Annotated in this window: 1 protein-coding gene; it reads right to left on the reverse strand. The window is 54.8% G+C overall.

All coding sequences use genetic code 11. The annotated features are described in order from the left end of the window. Positions 1 to 31: 31 nt before the first annotated feature. Positions 32 to 19,492, reverse strand: a complete 19,461-nt coding sequence (locus DEP07_RS15205; protein WP_287102688.1) for a non-ribosomal peptide synthase/polyketide synthase — start codon at positions 19,490 to 19,492, stop codon at positions 32 to 34. Between the last annotated feature and the right edge of the window lie 58 nt (positions 19,493 to 19,550).

Below are 19,550 nucleotides of genomic sequence, written 5' to 3' on the forward strand. Positions count from 1 at the left end.
CCCAAGGGGAATCCCTTACACATTTGCCGTCTTATTTCAGGATGAACAGTTCTTGCAGGATGTTTTGCAAAATCGAAGCATTTTGCGACGCGTAATCGCCCGCCAGCATGCGCGAGTGGATTCCGTGCCCGCTGTACGTCAGCAGTCGTTGCGTTGCGTTTGCCCAGGCTGATTCGTTCCACTTGGCTGCCACCGGAGCTTCCTCGTCTGCTTCCAGCTCGGATTGGATGAGGTGGATCGCGGCAGTGGTCATTCCGGTATTGACCAGATTGTTATGGAACATCACATAGCTGACCGTTTTGCGAACGAAGCTTTGCTTGACAAACTCATTGGCGGCGTACAGCTGGAAGTCTTCTTGCGTCATGTTGAACATCTCGGTGTTTTCGCCAATCTCGGCGAATAGCTGGGCAATGTCGTTTTCTGTTTCCGCGACAGTCCGCTCAATCGCCTTGTCTTTCCAGTACGAGTCGAACAAGATGATGTCGGTGACGCCATAGCCCCGCTCCTCCAGTTCTTTCGCCACTTCAAAAGCCAGATTGCCTCCCGAGGAGTAGCCCATGAGCGTGTACGGACCGCTTGGATCAATTGCGGTGATCGCCGCGATATACTGCTCCATCCGGTTGTCATCCTGGATGAAATCAAAGCTGTACAAAGAGACGCCTTGAATTTCCGCCGCAAGCTTCTGGTAGTACACGCTTTGTGCGCCGATCGGCGTGAAGCAAAATACGTTTCGCGCCGTCTCCTGATTTAACAAAATGGCTGTGCCGTATCTGCTCTCAAAGCGCTTATGCGTGATGAAATCGGCCACCTTTTCGATCGTCGGATACTGGAAGATGAGATTCAGCGGCAGCTCGATTTGCATGTACTCATACACTTTGGCAATCAACAGCGTAGCTTTTAAGGAATGTCCTCCGAGTTCAAAGAACTGGTCGGTGATGCCGATTGGCTCTACTCCCAAAACTTCTTGCCAGATGGCTGCCAGTTGCTGTTCGGTCGCATTCCTCGGGGCCACGTATTCGCGCGTGGTCGCATCGGACTGTTGCGGCTTCGGCAAAGCTTTGCGATCCACTTTTCCATTGGCGGAAAGCGGCAGCTGATCCAGCTCGACGAAATAGCTCGGAATCATGTAAGCAGGCAGCTCTTTGGCCAGATGGCTTCTCAAGCCGGATACGGACACGGCTGTTGCTGCGACAAAGTAGGCGCAAAGATAGGAACCAGCCGTAGCGTCATCGTCTCGCGCAACGACCACCGCTTGATCGATGCCCTGGTAAGCGAGTACGGCGCTCTCGATCTCGCCGATCTCGATGCGATACCCTCTCACCTTGACCTGTTCGTCTGCGCGGCCGATGTACTCGATCGTGCCATCCGTCCGCCATTTTACCAAGTCGCCTGTTTTGTACATGCGCTCGCCTGGTCGGAACGGATTTGCGACAAACTTCTCTGCGGTCAGCTCCGGTTTGTTCAGATAGCCTCTGGCAAGCCCGGCTCCGCCGATGCACAGCTCACCGACCACGCCAATCGGCTGCAAGTGATGCTGCTCATCTACAATGTAGACTTGGACGTTCGCAAGCGGTCGGCCAATCGTGATCGCTTGCCCCGCTTCAATCGAGCGCGAGATGGTGGTGACGACGCTGTTTTCCGTCGGGCCGTACTCGTTGTTGATCTCGATTGCCGGATGCTTTTCTTTTGTTTTTTGCACAAGCTGCACAGGCAGCTTCTCGCCGCCCAAAGTGACGCAACGCAACTGATTGAAGTCGGTTGTCGTCGAGCAATCGAGAATGGCCTGGAACAGACTCGGTACGCCGTAGTAATGGGTGACTTCCGTTGCGGCCATCAGTTTTTTCAGCGCGACCGGGTCTTTGGCAGCTGCTTCTTGCGGCAACACGCACGTTGCCCCTCCGAGCAGCGGAGCGAACAAGCTGGCTACAAAACCGTCGAAGGCAAAGGAGAACACTTGCAACGCCTTGTCACTCGGCCCGAACCCGTATTCGTCTCTTCTCCACTGCAAGCAGTTCACGATTCCTTGATGCGGGATCATGACACCCTTCGGCTTGCCGGTCGTACCGGATGTATAGATGACGTAGGCAAGGTCAGTCGGTTGGTTGACAGCTGGCAGGTTGGAGCCGCTCAGTCCGGCATCCAGTTCAGCGTTCAGATCAAGGCACTCCGGCAGCTCGCTTGACACCTGGGCCAACAGCGGCAACAGATGCGCCTGGCTGAGCAGCAGGGCTGCGTTGCTATCTTCGAGCAGGTACTGAATGCGCTCCTGCGGATAGCCGGGATCGACGGGAACATAAGCGCCGCCTGCCTTCAAAATACCGAGAATACCGATCACCATTTCCGGCGAGCGCTCCGCCATGATCGCTACCAGACGGTCCGGTCCGACTCCTTTTGCGCGCAGGACCCTTGCCAGTCTGTTTGCTCGCTCGTTCAGTTCGCTGTACGTCAGCGATTGCTCGCTAAAGAGAAGCGCTGCCTGATCCGGTGTTTTGTCGACCTGCTCTTCGAATAGCTGGTGCAGCGTTTTGTCCAGCGCATAGCTGACTGCCGTATCGTTGAACCCGGCCAAAATCTGCTGTTTTTCTTCTGGCAAAAGCATGTCGATCTCGCCCAGACGGATGTGCGGATTTTGCACGATGCTCGCTGCAATCGTCAGGAAGTGGCGGCTGAACCGTTCCATCGTTTCCCGCGTAAACAAGCTTGTGCTGTACTCCACGCCAATCGTCATTTCTTCCCGCTCTTCCGTAGCGCTGAAAGTCAAGTCGAACTTGGCGTGCTGGCCTGTTTCGTCCGTCATAAACGGCGCAAGCGTGCATTCAGGCAGCGTCATGACCTCTTCCGTGCTGTTTTGGAACGTAAACACGGTGTCAAACAGCGGATTTCGGCTCAAATCGCGCGCGATCGCGAGCTTTTCCACCAGTTCTTCAAACGGGTAATCCTGATGGCCGTACGCATCCAGCGCATTTTGCTTGACTTCTTGCAAAAACTCGCTAAAAGTCTTTTCGCGCTGCGGTTTGTTTCGCATCGCCAAGGTGTTCACGAACATGCCGACGATCGGTTCGAGATCGGCATGGGATCTGCCTGTAATCGGCGTGCCGACGATGATGTCCTCCTGCCCGGCATACTTGGCGAGCAGCACGTTGTACGCGGCGAGCAAAACCATGTACAAAGTCGTTCCCGTCGCCTGCGCCAACTGGTGCAAGCCTTCCGTGAGCGCTTTGCCCGCGCCGATCGTGCACTGATCCCCGGCAAAGCTTTGGGTGCTGGGGCGGGTGAAATCGGTCGGCAAGTTCAGCACAGGAATGTCATCGGCAAACGTTTGCAACCAGTACGCTTCCTGCTTGTGGAAGGCAGCCGACTGGGAAAACTCTTGTTGCCACACAGCAAAGTCCTTGTACTGGATACGCAGCTCCGGCAAAACGTCACCCTGGTACAGCTGCACCCACTCTGCCAAAAGAATGCCGGAGGATACGCCATCGGAAATGCTGTGATGCATGTCGGTAAAGAGCACGTAACGATCCTCGCCGATTTTCAGCAGCGACACGCGGATGAGTGGTGCGACCTCCAGATCGAACGGCTGCACGAGAGAAGAAACGAGTTCGCGCGCCTCCTGTTCTGTGACTTCCGAATAGGCAAGCGCAAACGGAACGTCCTCGTGAATGTTTTGCACAGGCTCTCCGTTGACGACGGCAAACGAAGTGCGCAGGCTTTCATGTCGCGCAATCAAGCGCTGGAACGCCGCTTCCACCCGTGTTCGCTCCAGCTTGCCTTCGATCAGCATAGTCGACGGCATGTTGTAGCTGATGCCGACTCCCTCAAATTGATCGAGGATGTACATGCGCTTTTGTGCCGAGGAAACCGGATAGTACGCTTGCTTTTGCACAGGCTCGATCGAGAAGACATTCCCTTTGGCTGTCTCTTCGATGAACGCCGCCAGTTCCTGAATCGTCGGTTTTTCGAACAAGATGCGCAGCGGGATGTCGACCTGGTATTCGTTGTGCATGCTGGAAATGACGCGCATGGCACGCAATGAGTGACCGCCGAGCGCGAAAAAGTCGTCTAGCGCACCCACTTGCGGAACATTCAGCACCTGCTCCCATACTTGGGCCAATCGGGCTTCCCAGACGGAGCGCGGCGCTACATACTCGGTCGTTCTCAGCATGGTGACATCCGGCGCTGGCAAGGAACGTCTGTCTACTTTGCCATTGGCAGTCAGCGGCAGCGCATCCAAGGTGACGAAATACGCTGGAATCATCGCTTGCGGCAGTTCCTTCAGCAAATTCGCCCGCAATTCTGCGGTGTCAAGCTTGTGGTCCGCCACGACGTATGCGCACAATTCCTTTTCCTGCCCGCGATCTTCTCTCGCAACCACGACTGCTTCCGTAATTCCGTCCAGCTTGCGCAGTTGTGTCTCGATCTCGCCCAGCTCGATGCGGACACCCCTGATTTTTACCTGGTGGTCATTGCGTCCGAGGAACTCGACATTGCCATCTGCGCGCCACTTCGCCAGATCACCTGTGCGGTACAATCGTTCACCTGGGGCGAACGGATTCGGCACGAACTTCTCTTCCGTCAGCTCAGGTCTGTTCAAATAACCGCGCGCAACCCCTGCTCCGCCGATGCACAATTCGCCTACGACGCCGACAGGCTGCAAATTCAAATGCGCATCGACCACGTACATCGTCATGTTCGGAAGCGGTTTGCCGATCGGCACCGTTCCCGAGCGGATGGCGGTGACGTCTGTTTCTTCGTAGTAGCTGGTGTCAATGCACGCCTCTGTCACGCCGTAGCTGTTGATAATGCGCATCTTCTGACCGAAGCGCGCGAGCAACGTTTTGAAGTCTTCCGCCGGGCAGCTGTCTGCTCCGAGAATCAGCAGCTTCATTTGGCTCATATCCAGTTCGTTTTCGTAAACGTAGTGCATCAACGGCATGATCAAGGCGGGTGTCGCTTCGAAAATGGTAATTTCGTGACGCCTGATGATCTCGTACAGCGAAGCTGGGTCCATTTTGACCTCATTCGGGCAGATGACCAGTTGCCCGCCTGTCAGCAGCGCCCTGGCAAAATCGCCCGTCGAGACGTCAAAGGCGAAGCTCGCCATTTGCAGCAAACGGACCGGGAAGCTGTCCAGGTGATATTCGTCTTTCCAGGCAAATGCGACATTGGCATAGCTGCGGTGCTCGATGACGACCCCTTTTGGCTTGCCCGTCGTACCGGATGTGTAGATGATGTAAGCGACGTTCTCCGGCTGCGCAACGTGCTCCAGATTGCCCGTCTCCTCCTGATCCACTGTCTCTGTATCCAGATAAAAGGTTTCATAAGGGAAGGCAACTTGACTGTTCATTTTTTGCAAGGTGAGCAGCAGCTTCGCCTCGCTGTCTTCGAGCATGAACGCTTGGCGCTCCAGCGGGTAGTCCGGATCAATCGGGACGAATGTTCCGCCTGCTTTCAACACGGCCAGCATGCCGATGACCATGTAGAGCGAGCGGTCTACGAGGATGCCGACGGTGCTCTCCGGCTTGACGCCTTTTCGCCGCAGGACGCGGGCGAGCTGGTTTGCTTTTGCATTCAACTCCTGATAGGTCAGCTGTTCATTGCCGAACAGAACGGCAATCTCGTTCGGTGTTTTTTCCACTTGCTCCTCGAACAGCTTCTGGAACGTTTTGTCCGTCGGATAGGCTGTTTTGGTTGCGAGGAAGCTGTGCAGCATGTGCTCCGTCTCTGCTTTGGACAACACGCTGATCCGGGCGAGCTCGATGTCGGGATCGGCTGTGATTGTTTGCAAAAGCTGAACGTAATGGGCGGCCAGTCGATCAACCGTTTCTTTTGCGAACAGCTTCGTGCAATAGCTGAATTGAACAAGAAGTCCATCCTGTTTTTCCATCGCATCCAGGGAAAGGTCGAATTTGGCGATGTGGCCGTTCACCGGATAAGGCGACACTTTCAGATCCGCTACTTCTCCTTCGGCTGATTCGGCAAGCCCCAGGCTGAACATCGTATCAAACAGCGGGTTTCTGCTCAGATCGCGCCGCACTTGCAGCTTCTCGACCAGATGCTCGAACGGATAGTCTTGATGCTCGAAGGCATGGAGCGCATTTTGCTTCACGTCTTCCAAAAAGGCGCGGAAGCTCAGGCTGCCAGCGGCCGTATTTTTCAAAGCGAGCGTGTTGACGAACATCCCGACAATGCGCTCGACATCTGCGTGCGAGCGGCCTGCGATCGGTGTGCCGACGACGATTTCTTCCTGTCCGGCGTACTTGGAGAGCAACACATGGTAGGCAGCCAGCAGCACCATGAACAAGGTCGTGCCAGTCTCGGCAGCGAGCTTGCGCAGTTGTTCCAGCAGGTGATGTCCGGTGCCAAGCGCGACCGTGTCACCGTCAAAGCTCTGCACAGAAGGTCTTGGATAATCATGGGGCAGATTCAGCAAAGGAATCTCCCCGGCAAACGTCCGGGTCCAAAAATCCTCCTGTTTTTGGAAGCGATCCGACTGAGCCAGCTTGGTCTGCCACACAGCAAAGTCTTTGTACTGGATGCGCAGGTCGGAAAGCTGTTTTCCTGCATACAAGCTGGCAATTTCCTCGACGATGACCGCAAGCGATACGCCATCGGAAATAATGTGGTGCATATCCATGAAGAACAAGTGCCGCTCTGCGCCAAGCTTGATCAGATTCACTCTGAACAACGGGGCTATCTCCAGATCAAACGGCTGGATTAGCTCCTGGATGAGCGATTCGCTCTGATCTTCTGTCGCCTCCAAAAGGCGGACAGGCAGCTCGACATCCGGATGTACTCGTTGCAGCGGTTCCCCGTTTACCGAATGGAACGAGGTGCGCAAAGATTCATGCCGTTTAACCAGGCTCTGGATGGCAGCAGCAAAGCGGTCATAATCGAGCTTGCCTTCCAGCACCAGCACACTCGGCACGTTGTAGCTGATCCCGCTTCCTTCGAACTGATGCAGGATGTACATTCGCTTTTGGGCAAACGACACGGGATAAAACGCGGCAGGCTCGACTGGCTGGATCGTCTCGAACTGCTCGAATGCGCTCTCGGCAATATGCGCAGCCAACTCATGGATCGTCGGAGTGGCAAACAGCGCTTTTAACGGCAGCTCCACCTGGAATGTTTTATGGACTTGCGTGATGACGTTCATCGCCTTCAAGGAATGACCGCCGATTTCAAAGAAGTTGTCGTGAATGCCGATTGCCGGAATGCCCAAAACTTCTTGCCAAATCTGTTGCAGCTTCGCTTCGGTATCATTTTGCGCAGCGACAAAGGCGCTTCCTGTCGTCCGCTCGCCGGATGGCTGCGGCAATGCCCGGCGGTCGACCTTTCCGTTCGCGGTCAACGGCAGCTTTTCCATTTGCACATAGTAAGCAGGGACCATGTAGCCAGGCAATTGTTTGGACATCGCTTCTCGCAGCTCTGCGGCGTCGACGGCCTGTTCTGGCACAAAGTAAGCGCAGAGAGCTTTTTGCCCGTTCGCCTCCTCGATCACGGCCACGACTGCTTCTTTTACTTGTGCCTGCTGGGACAAGACCGTCTCGATTTCCCCAAGCTCGATCCGGTATCCCCTGATTTTGACCTGCTGGTCGATTCGGCCCAAATACTCAATCGTCCCATCCGGCAGCCATCTCGCCAAATCTCCGGTGCGATACATCGTTTCGCCAGGCGCAAACGGATTGGGCACAAACTTTTCGGCGGTTAATTCCGGCTTGTTCACATAGCCTCTTGCGACACCGTCACCACCGACGCACAGTTCACCCGGTACGCCGATCGGCTGCGGCTGATTGTTGCCGTCGACGATATACGCGGTGGAGTTTGCAATCGGCTTGCCGATCGGAATCTGCTCTTCAAAATGCTGCTCAATCAAATAGCACGTCGAGAAGGTCGTGTTTTCGGTCGGGCCGTATCCGTTCCAGATTTCCAGGTCAGGAAGGGCACTTTTTACCCGGTTGATGTGCTTCGGCGACAACGCTTCGCCACCGACGATCAAGGCGCGCAAGCTGTCAAACATCGCCGGATTGTCTTGCGAAAGCTGGTTGAAGAGCGGCGAGGTCAGCCACATGGTCGTAATCTGATTCGTCCGCAGGAAGTCGCCCAGCTTTTCGGCATCCAGCAAGACGTCCTTGCTCACCAAATACAGGCTGGCCCCGTGCAGCAAGGCTCCAAAAATCTCAAATGTCATGGCGTCGAAGCCAATCGCGCCGGTTTGAATCATCCGGTCGCTCTCGCGCACTTGCACGTAATTCGTATGCATGACCAAGCGGGTGACGTTGCGATGCTCGACCATGACTCCTTTTGGCTTGCCTGTAGAGCCTGAGGTGTACATCACATAAGCCAGGTCACTCGCACCGTTGACAATCGCCGGATTGCCGCAATCTTCCGGGCGCAGGCTCTCCTCTTCCAAAACGATTGGCATCAGCCCTTCGCCGACGAGCGGCAGCAAGTGCTTTTGCACGAGGACAACTTTCACGCCGCCATCTTCCAACATGTAAGCCAGGCGTTCGGACGGATGCTCCGGGTCCAGTCCCAGGTAGGCGCCGCCCGCTTTGAGAATCCCCATGATGCCTGTAATCATTTCCAGCGAACGATCTGCGAGCAGACCGACGATGCTCTCTTTCCCGACTCCGTTTTGACGAAGGACATGGGCGAGCTGGTTCGCTTTTTCGTTCAGCTCCCGATACGTCAGCATCTGTCCGTCCATCACGACCGCTGCATGCTCCGGAGTTTTTGCTGCCTGCTGCTCGAACAGCTCCTGAATCGTCAGATCGCGCGGATACGCGGCAAACGTGTTGTTGAAATCAACGGTCACAATTCGGCGCTCTTCCTCGCTGAGCAGGCTGATCTCGCGCAAGGCAGTTGCTTGGTCGGCAACGACTTGGCGCAGCACTTGCAGGAAGTGACCCGCCATTCTTTCGATTGATTCTCGCTGGAACAATTTGGTCGAGTAGACGAGCGCAAAATGAATGCCTGTCTCGTCCTCGTGCGCTTCCAGCGTGAGATCGAATTTGGCGTTGCCTGCTTGTGCCGGATATGCCTCCAGTTTCAGCCCATCCAGCTCGTAAGCTTTTTGGTCCAGGTTTTGCAAAATAAACATGGTGTCAAACAGCGGATTGCGGCTGAGATCCCGCTGGATGTCCAGCTTTTCGACCAGTGCTTCGAACGGATAATCTTGATGGGCGTATGCTTGCAGCGTATTTTGCTTGACCTCTTCCAAAAATGCCTGGAAGTGTTTCGTCTCGACCGGATAGTTGCGCAAAGCGAGCGTGTTGACAAACATCCCCAGAACGTTCTCGATATCGGCGTGCGATCTGCCCGCAATCGGTGTGCCGACGACGATGTCTTCCTGTCCGCTGTACTTGGCAAGCAGCACATTGTAAGCCGCCAGCAATACCATGAACAACGTCGATTGGCTCTCCTGAGCGAGCTTGTGAAGATCGTCCAGCAACGCTTTGTCTGCCTGGAACGAAACGCAATCTCCTTCAAAGCTCTGTGTCAGCGGACGAGAAAAATCGGCTGGCAAGTTAAGCACCGGAATGTCGCCAGAAAACGCGTTCAGCCAGTAGTTTTCATGCTCGGTATAGACGTCGCTCTGGAACAGTTCAGACTGCCAGACGGCGAAATCTTTGTAATGGACGGAAAGCGCAGGCAGTTCTTCGCCTCGATACAGCTTCGAGAACTCTTCCATAATGATTCCGGCCGAGACGCCATCCGAGATGATGTGATGCATATCCAGCAGGAACAGATGCCGTTTCGCTGCCAGCTTGAAAAGTCCGACCCGCAATAGCGGAGCTTTTGTCAGATCAAATGCTTGCACGAACGACTCGACGGTTGGCTCCACTTGCGCTTCCGTCACTTCCGCGTACTGCACATTCAGCTCGACATGCTCGTGTACGCGCTGGACAGGCTCGCCATTTACGGTGTGGAAGGATGTGCGCAGCGATTCGTGCCGCTCGACCAATCCGTGGATGGCGGCTTCAAAACGCTTCCGATCCAGATCGCCTTCGATATACAACGCGCTCGGCATGTTATAAACCGTGCCTGTGTCCGCAAACTGGCGCAGGACATACATCCGCTTTTGCGCAGATGAAACAGGATAATACTCTTGCAACGGTGCAGGCTCGATCGGCACATACGTCTCTTTTCCGCTCGTGGCGACATACTGGGCCAACGCCTTGATCGTAGGCTGCGCGAACAGCACTTTCAGCGGAAGCTCAACCTGATACTCGCGATGCACCTGTGCAGCGACAGCCATCGCTTTCAAGGAATGTCCGCCGATCTGGAAAAAGTTGTCGAGAATGCCGATGCCGCTAACCCCGAGCACGCGTTCCCAAATCTCTGCCAGCTTGCTTTCCACCGCATTTGTCGGCGCGACATATTGCGCTTCGGTTACGGGCTTGCCTTCTGGCTTCGGCAAGGCTTTCTTGTCGACTTTGCCGTTTGGCGTAAGCGGAAGCTGATCGAGCTGCACAAAATGCGCAGGAATCATGTACGACGGGAGTCGCTTCGACAGATGCGACCACAGCTTCGTGACATCAAGCTGTTCGTCGGCGGTAAAATACGCTGCCAGAGCCGACTGGCCAAGCTGATCCTCATAGACGACCACAACAGCCGCTGTCAGCTTTTCCGCAGCCAGCAGAGCCGACTCGATCTCGCCGATTTCAATTCGGTAGCCTCGGACTTTGACCTGTTCGTCGATGCGCCCAATGTATTCAATCGTTCCGTCCGGGAGCCACTTGCCAAGATCGCCCGTCTTGTACATGCGCTCGCCTGCCGCAAACGGATGGGAAACGAACTTCTCTTCCGTGAGCGCTGGCTTGTTCCAATAGCCTCGTGCCAAGCCGCGGCCGCCGATGCAAATCTCCCCGACCACGCCGATTGGCTGTAGCTGGTGATATTGGTTCACGATGTACAGGCTGGTGTTGGCAATCGGCCGCCCGATGGTGATGGCAGCATCCGGACCCGCAAGGCGCTGCCAGGTGGCGACGACACTGCTTTCTGTCGGGCCGTACTCGTTGACGATGACCAGATCGGGATTCAGCTGCTTGCATTTTTCAACAAGCTGCGCCGTAATTTTTTCTCCGCCGAGTGTGACGGTTTGCAGCGGACGGATATCCGCTGGCGTGCTGCATTCCAGAATGGCCTGGAACAAGCTCGGCACGCCTGTCATCAAGGTGCAGCGCGAAGCGGCGATGAGCTTTTTCAAAGAGACTGGGTCCTTGGCTTCTTCATCCTCCGCCAGTACGACAGTTGCCCCGGAAAGCACAGGCGTAAAGAAGGACAGAACGAAAGCGTCAAAGGCAAAGGACAGAGACAGCAAGCTTCTGTCGCCAACCTTCATTTGGTACTCCGCTTTCTTCCACAGCACGTTGTTGACGATGCCCCGGTGCTCGACCATGACCCCTTTTGGCTTGCCAGTCGTACCCGATGTGTAGATGATGTAAGCCAGATCGGAAGCGGTATTGATCGGCTGCAAATTCGAGCGGTGCACACCATAGTTGCTCTCGTCGTCGAGATACAGGCATTCCGCGGTCACGCTGGAACCAAGCTTCGCTCCCAGATGCTTTTGCGTCAGCACCAGGCGGGCTTGGCAATCCGTCAGCATGTAGGCGACACGCTCCTCCGGATATTCCGGGTCGATCGGCACGTAAGCTCCGCCTGCTTTCAAGATGGCGAGGATGCCGACGACCATCTCCACAGAGCGGTTCGCCATAATCCCTACAGGTTGGTCAGGCTGTACTCCCCGCTCCCGCAGCGTAGCGGCAAGCTGGTTGGCTCGCTCATTCAGCTCCTGATAGGACAGGGGCTGCCCGCTGATTTCCACGGCTGTTGCCTGCGGCGACTTTTCCGCTTGTTCTTCAAAAAGCGCCTGAAGCGTTTTGTTTTGCGGAAAATCTTTGTGCGCACCGTTGAAGTCGACCAGCAAGCGCTGCTTTTCCGCCTCTGTGAGCATGGTGATCTCGGACAACGGCATTTCCGGTTCCGCAATGACCGCCCGCAAGATTTGGATAAAATGGGTCGCTATTTTTTCGATCGTCTCGCGCGAAAACAGCTTGGTGCTGTAATCCAGGCTAAAGATGATTTCCGCGTTTTCTTCGTACGCCTCCAGCGACAGGTCAAACTTGGCCTGTTTCACCTCTGCCGAATAAGGAGTAATCGTCAACTGCTCCATTTCGAACGGCTTTTGCTCCATGTTTTGCAAAATGAAAACCGTGTCAAACAAAGGGTTGCGGCTCAAATCCCGTTGCATGTCCAGCTTGTCGACGAGTTCATCGAGCGGATAATCTTGATGCTCAAACGCTCCCAACGTATTGATTTTCACTTCGGCCAAAAAGTCGCGGAAAGTTTTGCCCCCGGCTGGCTCGTTGCGCAAGGCCAGTGTGTTGACAAACATTCCGACGATGGACTCCGTTTCGGCATGGGACCTGCCAGCCGTAGGAGCGCCGACGATGATGTCCTCTTGCCTGGAGTATTTGGACAGGAGCACGTTGTAGGCGGCCAACAGAACCATGTAGAGCGTCGTGCCTGTCTCTTGGGCGAGCTGATGCAATTGTTTTGGCAAAGCAGTGCCGGAGCCAAAGACGAAGCGATCTCCCGCAAAGCTTTTCACAGACGGTCTTGGATAATCCGTCGGCAGATTAAGCACGGGGATTTCTCCCGTAAAGGTGTTGAGCCAGTAGGCTTCCTGCTCGGCAAATTCCTCGGTCTGGAACCAGTCCTGCTGCCACTTGGCAAAATCTTTGTACTGAATGCGCAGCGCTGGCAGCTCTTCCCCGTGATAGAGCTGGGCAAATTCCTCGATGAGCAGGCCGATGGAGACGCCATCGACGACAATATGGTGCAAATCGAGCATGAACAGGTGGCGTTCCGGCGCCAGCTTGATGAGTCCGGCACGCAACAGCGGGGCTGTTCCCAGATCGAACGGCTGGATAAACTGCTCGGCTATTTGCCGGGTCTCTGCTTCGGTCGCTTCGCCAAACGAGATGGCCAGATCGACATCGTCATGCACACGCTGAACCGTCTCGCCTTGCACGGAGTGGAACGAGGTGCGCAACGATTCGTGGCGTTGCACCAAACTTTTCAGCGCCTGTTGCAGCCGCTCTGTATCCAGCTTGCCGTCGAGATACATGAAGCCTGGCATGTTGTAGCTGATACCTGCTCCTTCCATTTGCTGCAGAATGAACATTCGCTTCTGTGCCGCGGAAACCGGGTAATACTCCTGCTTTTCGACAGGGGGGATCGCTGTGTACGTGCCTTTGCGGGCAGCCGCAACAAGTGGGGCCAGGCCCGCGATCGTTGGCGATTCAAACAGGACTTTCAACGGTACGTCCACCTGGAAGCTGCGCTGGAGCAAAGAAATGACGTGCATCGCTTTCAAAGAATGTCCGCCCAGTTCAAAGAAATGATCGTGAACCCCGATCGGCTCGACTCCAAGCACACTTTCCCATATCGCTGCGAGCTTGGCTTCCCATTCGTTGCGCGGCGCCACATACACGGCAGCAGAGGCGGCGGCATCCTCCGGTTGAGGCAATGCCTTGCGATCCACTTTGCCGTTCGCTGAAAGCGGCAGCTGCTCCAAGAAAACAAAAGCGGACGGAACCATGTAGGCTGGCAAGGTGGCAGACAGGTACGTTCTCAGCTCCGCTGTCTGGATGTCCTGCTCCGCTACGACATAGGCGTACAGGCTGTTTTGCCCTTTGCCATCCTGGCGGGCCATGACGACGACCGCTTTGACCGCTTCATGCTGCAAAAGCGTGGCTTCGATTTCCCCCAGCTCGATGCGGTGACCTCTGATTTTGACTTGATGGTCGATGCGTCCCAAATACTCGATATGGCCATCTGGCAAATAGCGGACCATGTCTCCGGTACGGTACATGGTGCCGCCCGGCTCAAACGGGTTGTCGACAAAACTTGCTTTCGTCAGCTCCTCGCGCTGCCAATAGCCGCGGGCCAAACCGTCTCCGGCAATGCACAGCTCTCCCGCTACGCCTACTGGCTGAAGCTGGTTGCTGGCATTGACGACATACAGCCGGACGTTGTCGATCGGTTTGCCGATCGGAATTGCGCTGTATTCCTGCTGGCGCGGGCAAGGCCAATAAGTCGCATCGATGGTTGTCTCTGTAGGGCCGTACAAGTTGATCAACTGAGCTTGCTGTGTCTCGTAAAAACGCGAGACGAGGGCAGGCGTCAATGCTTCCCCGCCGCAGAACACTCGCTGCAAGCTCGTGCATGCGCTCCAGCCCGGGTCGGTCATGACCAGATCCAGCAAGGACGGAACCATCTGCAAGGTCGTGATTTTCTCATCTCGAATGAGACGAGTCATGTAGGCGATGTCGCGATGCCCGTCCGGCTTTGCCAACACCAGTTGTCCTCCGGTGATGAGCGGCAAATAAAACTCCCATACGGAAGCGTCGAAGCTGAACGGCGTTTTTTGCAGGACAGCATCCTCGGTCGTCAGCGGGAACGTCTCTCTCATCCACAACATGTGATTGCAAATCGCCTGATGGGAGATCATGACGCCTTTCGGATTGCCCGTCGATCCCGATGTGTAGATCACATAGGCCAAGTCGTCTTTGCCAGCGACGTTGTCCAGGTTCGTGTCGGCTCCGGTGTAAATCGCTTCCTCGTCTACGTCGATGATCTCCCCTTGATAAGCAGCCAGCTCCTGCAAATGACGCTGCGTCAGCAAAATCGGCGCCTGGCTGTCGCTGAGCATGTACTGGATTCGTTCTGGCGGATAGCTTGGGTCGATTGGCGTGTACGCGCCGCCTGCTTTGAGCACAGCCAGCATCCCGACGACCATGCCTGGCGAACGGTCCACCATAATGCCGATCAACGTATCTGGTCCGGTTCCGTGACTGCGCAGCAAACGGGCCAGCTGGTTCGCCCTGGCGTTCAGCTCGCGATAGGTCAAGGCATATTCTTCGTACACGACGGCCACTTCATCAGGCGTGCGTGCTGCTTGCTCCTCCACTAATTGATGCAAGGCGGTCGCGGCAGTCCGCTCGACAAACGTATCGTTCACGTTCAGAAGGAGTGTGCGTTTTTCCGCTTCCGTCATCATGTCGATGTCCGCGAGGCTTGCCGTTGGCTGCTCACTGATCCAGCGCAAAATTTCCAGGTAATGCCGGGCCATTCGCTCGACCGTTTCTTTCTTGAACAGCTTGGTTGCGAATGTGAGCTGGAACTGAATGTCCGCTGGCGATTCGCTTGCGTTCAAAGCAAGATCAAACTTGGAAATTTTGTTGAACAGCTCATAGGGCGACGCTGTCAGCTCGGCGATGGCAAGCGACTGCTGGTTCGCGTTTTCCAAAGAAAACAACGTGTCAAACAACGGATTTCGGCTAATATCCCGCTGAATCGCCAGTTTTTCCACGAGTTCTTCAAATGGATAATCTTGATGGTCATAGGCTGCAAGCGCGTTTTGCTTGACTTCCTGCAAAAATTGCGCAAACGTTTTGCTGCTGGCAGGCTGGTTGCGCAGCGCCAATGTGTTCACGAATATGCCCATGATGTTTTCCACGTCCGCATGGGAACGTCCAGCGACAGGCGTCCCGACGATGATGTCTTCCTGGCCGGTATACTTGGACAGCAGCACATTGTAGGCGGCAAGCAAAATCATGTACAAGGTGGTGCCTGTTTCTGACGCTACCTGTTGCAACCGCTCCAGCAGTTCTTTTCCGGCGGCAAAAAGGACGAGATCGCCTGCAAAGCTTTGCACGCTAGGGCGCGGATAGTCAGTCGGCAGGTTCAAGAGCGGAATTTCATCAGCAAACGTGTTCAGCCAGTGCTGCTCCTGCTTCTTGTATGCCTCCGTCTGAAACAGCTCATTTTGCCAAGCAGCGAAATCTTTGTATTGCAGCGAAAGCGGCTGCAAGTCTGCTCCCTGGTACAACTCGGCAAATTCACGCAGCAAAATTTGCGAAGAAACGCCGTCCGAGATGATATGGTGCATGTCGAGCAAAAACAAATGGCGGTCTTTGCCCAGCTTGAGCAAACCTGTTCGCATCAGCGGAGCGACCCCGAGATCAAACGGACGGACAAACTCGCGCATGATTTTCTCCGCCTGGTCTTCGGGAGCCTCCAGCATGAAAAGCGGCACTTCTACTTCCTCGTGCACTTTTTGCACAGGCTCGCCGTCGATCCGGTGGAACGAGGTGCGCAAAGCTTCGTGGCGCTCTGCCAGCTGTTGCACAGCGCTGGCAAACCGGGCGTAGTCCAGCTTTCCTTCCAGGAGAATCGCACCCGAAATGTTGTAGCTGATTCCGTTGCCTTCGAACTGTTGCAGGATATACATTCTTTTTTGCGCAGATGAAACCGGGTAAAACTCCTGCGCTGCCACGGGTTGAATCGCGGTGTACTCGGTTTTTTCCGACCGCGAAAGGAAGCGGGCCAGCTCCGCAACGGTTGGATGTTCGAACAAGGCCTTTACGGGCAATTCCACTTCCAGCGCTTTCGAGACTTGGAAAACGACAGTCATCGCCTTCAACGAGTGTCCGCCCAAGTCAAAGAAATCGTCGTGAATCCCTACCTGGCTTATGCCCAGCACTTGCTGCCATATCTCGGCCAGCTTTGCCTCGATTTCATTTTGCGGAGCTGCATACGCGGTGCCTGTAACGACTGCGCCAGCTGGCTTCGGCAATTTTTTTCGCTCTACTTTTCCGTTCGCGGTCAGCGGAATTTCCGCCAAGCGAATAAAGAAGGAAGGAATCATATAGGAAGGCAGCGTGCGCCCCAAAAATTCTCTCAGCTCAGCTACCGTCAGTTCCCGCTCGGAAACAAGGTACGCGTACAACACGTTTTGGCCGCTCTCATCCTTTTCCACGATCACGACCGCTTCCTTGACCGCCTCATGCTGCGTCAGGCGCGTTTCGATTTCGCCCATCTCGATCCGATGGCCGCGAATCTTCACTTGATAGTCCATTCTGCCTGCATACTCCATGTTTCCATCAGGCAGCCATTTTGCCAGGTCGCCTGTTCGATACATTTTGGTTCCCGGACGGAACGGGTTGTCGATAAACTTTTCCTTCGTCAGCTCCGGTCTGTTGAAATACCCTTTGGCTACGCCGTCTCCGGCTATGTACATTTCGCCAAGCGAGCCGACGGGCACCGGCTGCATGGAAGCATCGAGCAAATAAAGCTGGACGTTGTCTGCCGGGACACCGATTGGCACCGACTCCTGGGTCGTTGTTTGCGGGTCATACAAGTAAATCATGCAACCGACAACGGTTTCGGTCGGTCCGTACTCGTTGAAAATTTGCACGTTCTCTCCGAAATGGTCGTATATTTGCTTCGCCAGCTTTGTCGGCAAGTTCTCGCCGCCGACGATGAACCGTCTGATGCTGCTGGCCTTGCCGTCGATGTGTTCAATCAGCTTCAGGTGTGTCGGCGTCAGCTTGATGATCCCGACTTTGTTATCTTTGATGATGTCCAAAATGACCTGTACCTTGTCTGCCCCTCTGTACACATGAATCGTGTTGCCGGACAGAAGCGGCGTGAAGATCGAGGTGACGGTCAAATCGAACGAAATAGATGAGTACAGCGGAAAGTCCACCGCTTCGCCTTGGACGTACACCTTGTTGGCCCACCAGATGTAATTGACCAGGCCTTGATGAGTAATCATCGCCCCTTTTGGATTGCCGGTAGAACCGGAAGTGTAGATCATGTACGCCAAATCATCAGGCTTGCTCTCGGGTGCGAAGGATGTGCTGCCGCCTTCGTACAAGGAACGATCGTCCAAATAAAGCACGCTGCCTGCAAACCGGATGTTTGGTTGCAGATGCGACTGGGTTAACAGCAGCGTGGTCTGGCTGTCATCGAGCAAATACTGGATGCGATCTTGCGGGTACTCGGGATCAATCGGCAAGTAGGCAGCACCTGACCGCAAGACAGCCATGATCGCCACGATCAGCTCCAGTGAATGTTCCGCCATAATCGAGACGATGCTGCCGCTGGCGATTCCTTTTTCGCGCAAAGCATTGGCAAGCTGGGCAGAACGCTCCATCAGCTCCTGATAGGTCAGGGTGTCCTCGCCGCAAACAACTGCTGCTTTCGCTGGTGTCCGGCTCGCTTGTTCCGCGATCAGCTCGAAAATCGTTTTGTCCCGCGGATATTCAGCAGCCGTGTCGTTGTAGGCGACGAGCAGTTGCTGCTTTTCCTCTTCGGTGATGATGCCGATCTCGTGCAGGTGTACATGCGGATTGCCGATCACCTGGTCGATGACGGTGCGGAGATGCCCTTCGATTCTGTTTACGAATGACGATTCATACACCGCGGCATTGTAGCTTAGCTTCACGTACAGCTCGTTCGAGGGAGCGAGGGCGACGACCACGTTCAAATCATAGGAGGTCTGCTCATCTCCGCTTTCTACGGTGAATTGAAACCCTAATGATTCTTCCAGATGCTTCATCGAATGATCGGGGTAATTTTCAAACGTGACCAAATGATCGATCAATTCCTGTTTCAGCACTGTTGTGCTCTGAATTTCGTACAGCGGCGCGAAATCGTAGGTGGCAGACGCCAGGGCTTGCTTTTGCACGGTTTGCAGCAGCTCGCTGAACGTCTGTTGTTTGTTCGTCTGGACGCGGGTCGGAATCGTGTTGATGAACAAGCCGACCATGCTCTCAATTCCTTGGATTTGCGGCGGGCGGCCTGATACGACCGAGCCGAAAACGACATCGTCCGCATTTTTGTATGTGCTGGCCAAAATGCCCCAAAGAGCTTGAAACACGCTGCTCATCGTCGCCTGATTTTGGTTCGCGATCTGGATCAGCTGCTGCGTCTTCTCGGGAGCGATCGTGAACATCGCCTCGACATGTTCATAGCGGCTTGCTTCCGTTCCAAGCTTCTTTTTCGGAAAAGCAGCCTGATGGTCATACCCTGCCAGGTAGTTTTGCCAATAAGCGAGGGCCTCGTCCTTGTTTTGCTTATCCAGCCACTTGATATATTCGCTGTACGGCTTCGTCGCTTCCCGCGGAATCGGCTCGCCTTTTCGCAGCGCTGCGTAATAGGTCAGCAGCTTATGCAGCAAGACGCCCAATGTCCAACCGTCCACGATAATATGATGGAAGGCCCAAACCAATCGGTACTTGTTCTCGGCCGTTTGAAAAATGGCTGCTTTCATCAAGTTGTCTTTTGTCAGGTCGAATGCATGATGTTGCTTCGTGTACGCTTGTATGTACGCGTCCTGCTCTGCGCTTGGCAAATGCGCGATGTTTTCGCAAGGAACGGTCACTTTTCTTTCCTTGAACACGACTTGGCGAGGTCGCTGCATGTTTTGGTATACAAAAGCCGTGCGCAATACTTCGTAGTTTTCCACGAGCTTGTTCAGACTCTTTTCAAAAAGCGGCAGGTGAAAATCGCCCTCGATCGTTGCAGACATCTGGAGGCAATAGGCGCTGCTGCCCGTGTCTGTGACAGCGTGAAACAACATACCCTCTTGCAATGGGGTTAGCGGGTAAATTTTTGCGATGTTTTCCTGCTTTTTCATTTGGCACCTCAACTCTGTGATTTATCGGTTCAAAGAGGGTTCCTCCAATAAAAGCGCC

The organism is Brevibacillus sp., assembly GCF_003521185.1.
Taxonomy (GTDB): Bacteria; Bacillota; Bacilli; order Brevibacillales; family Brevibacillaceae; genus Brevibacillus; species Brevibacillus parabrevis.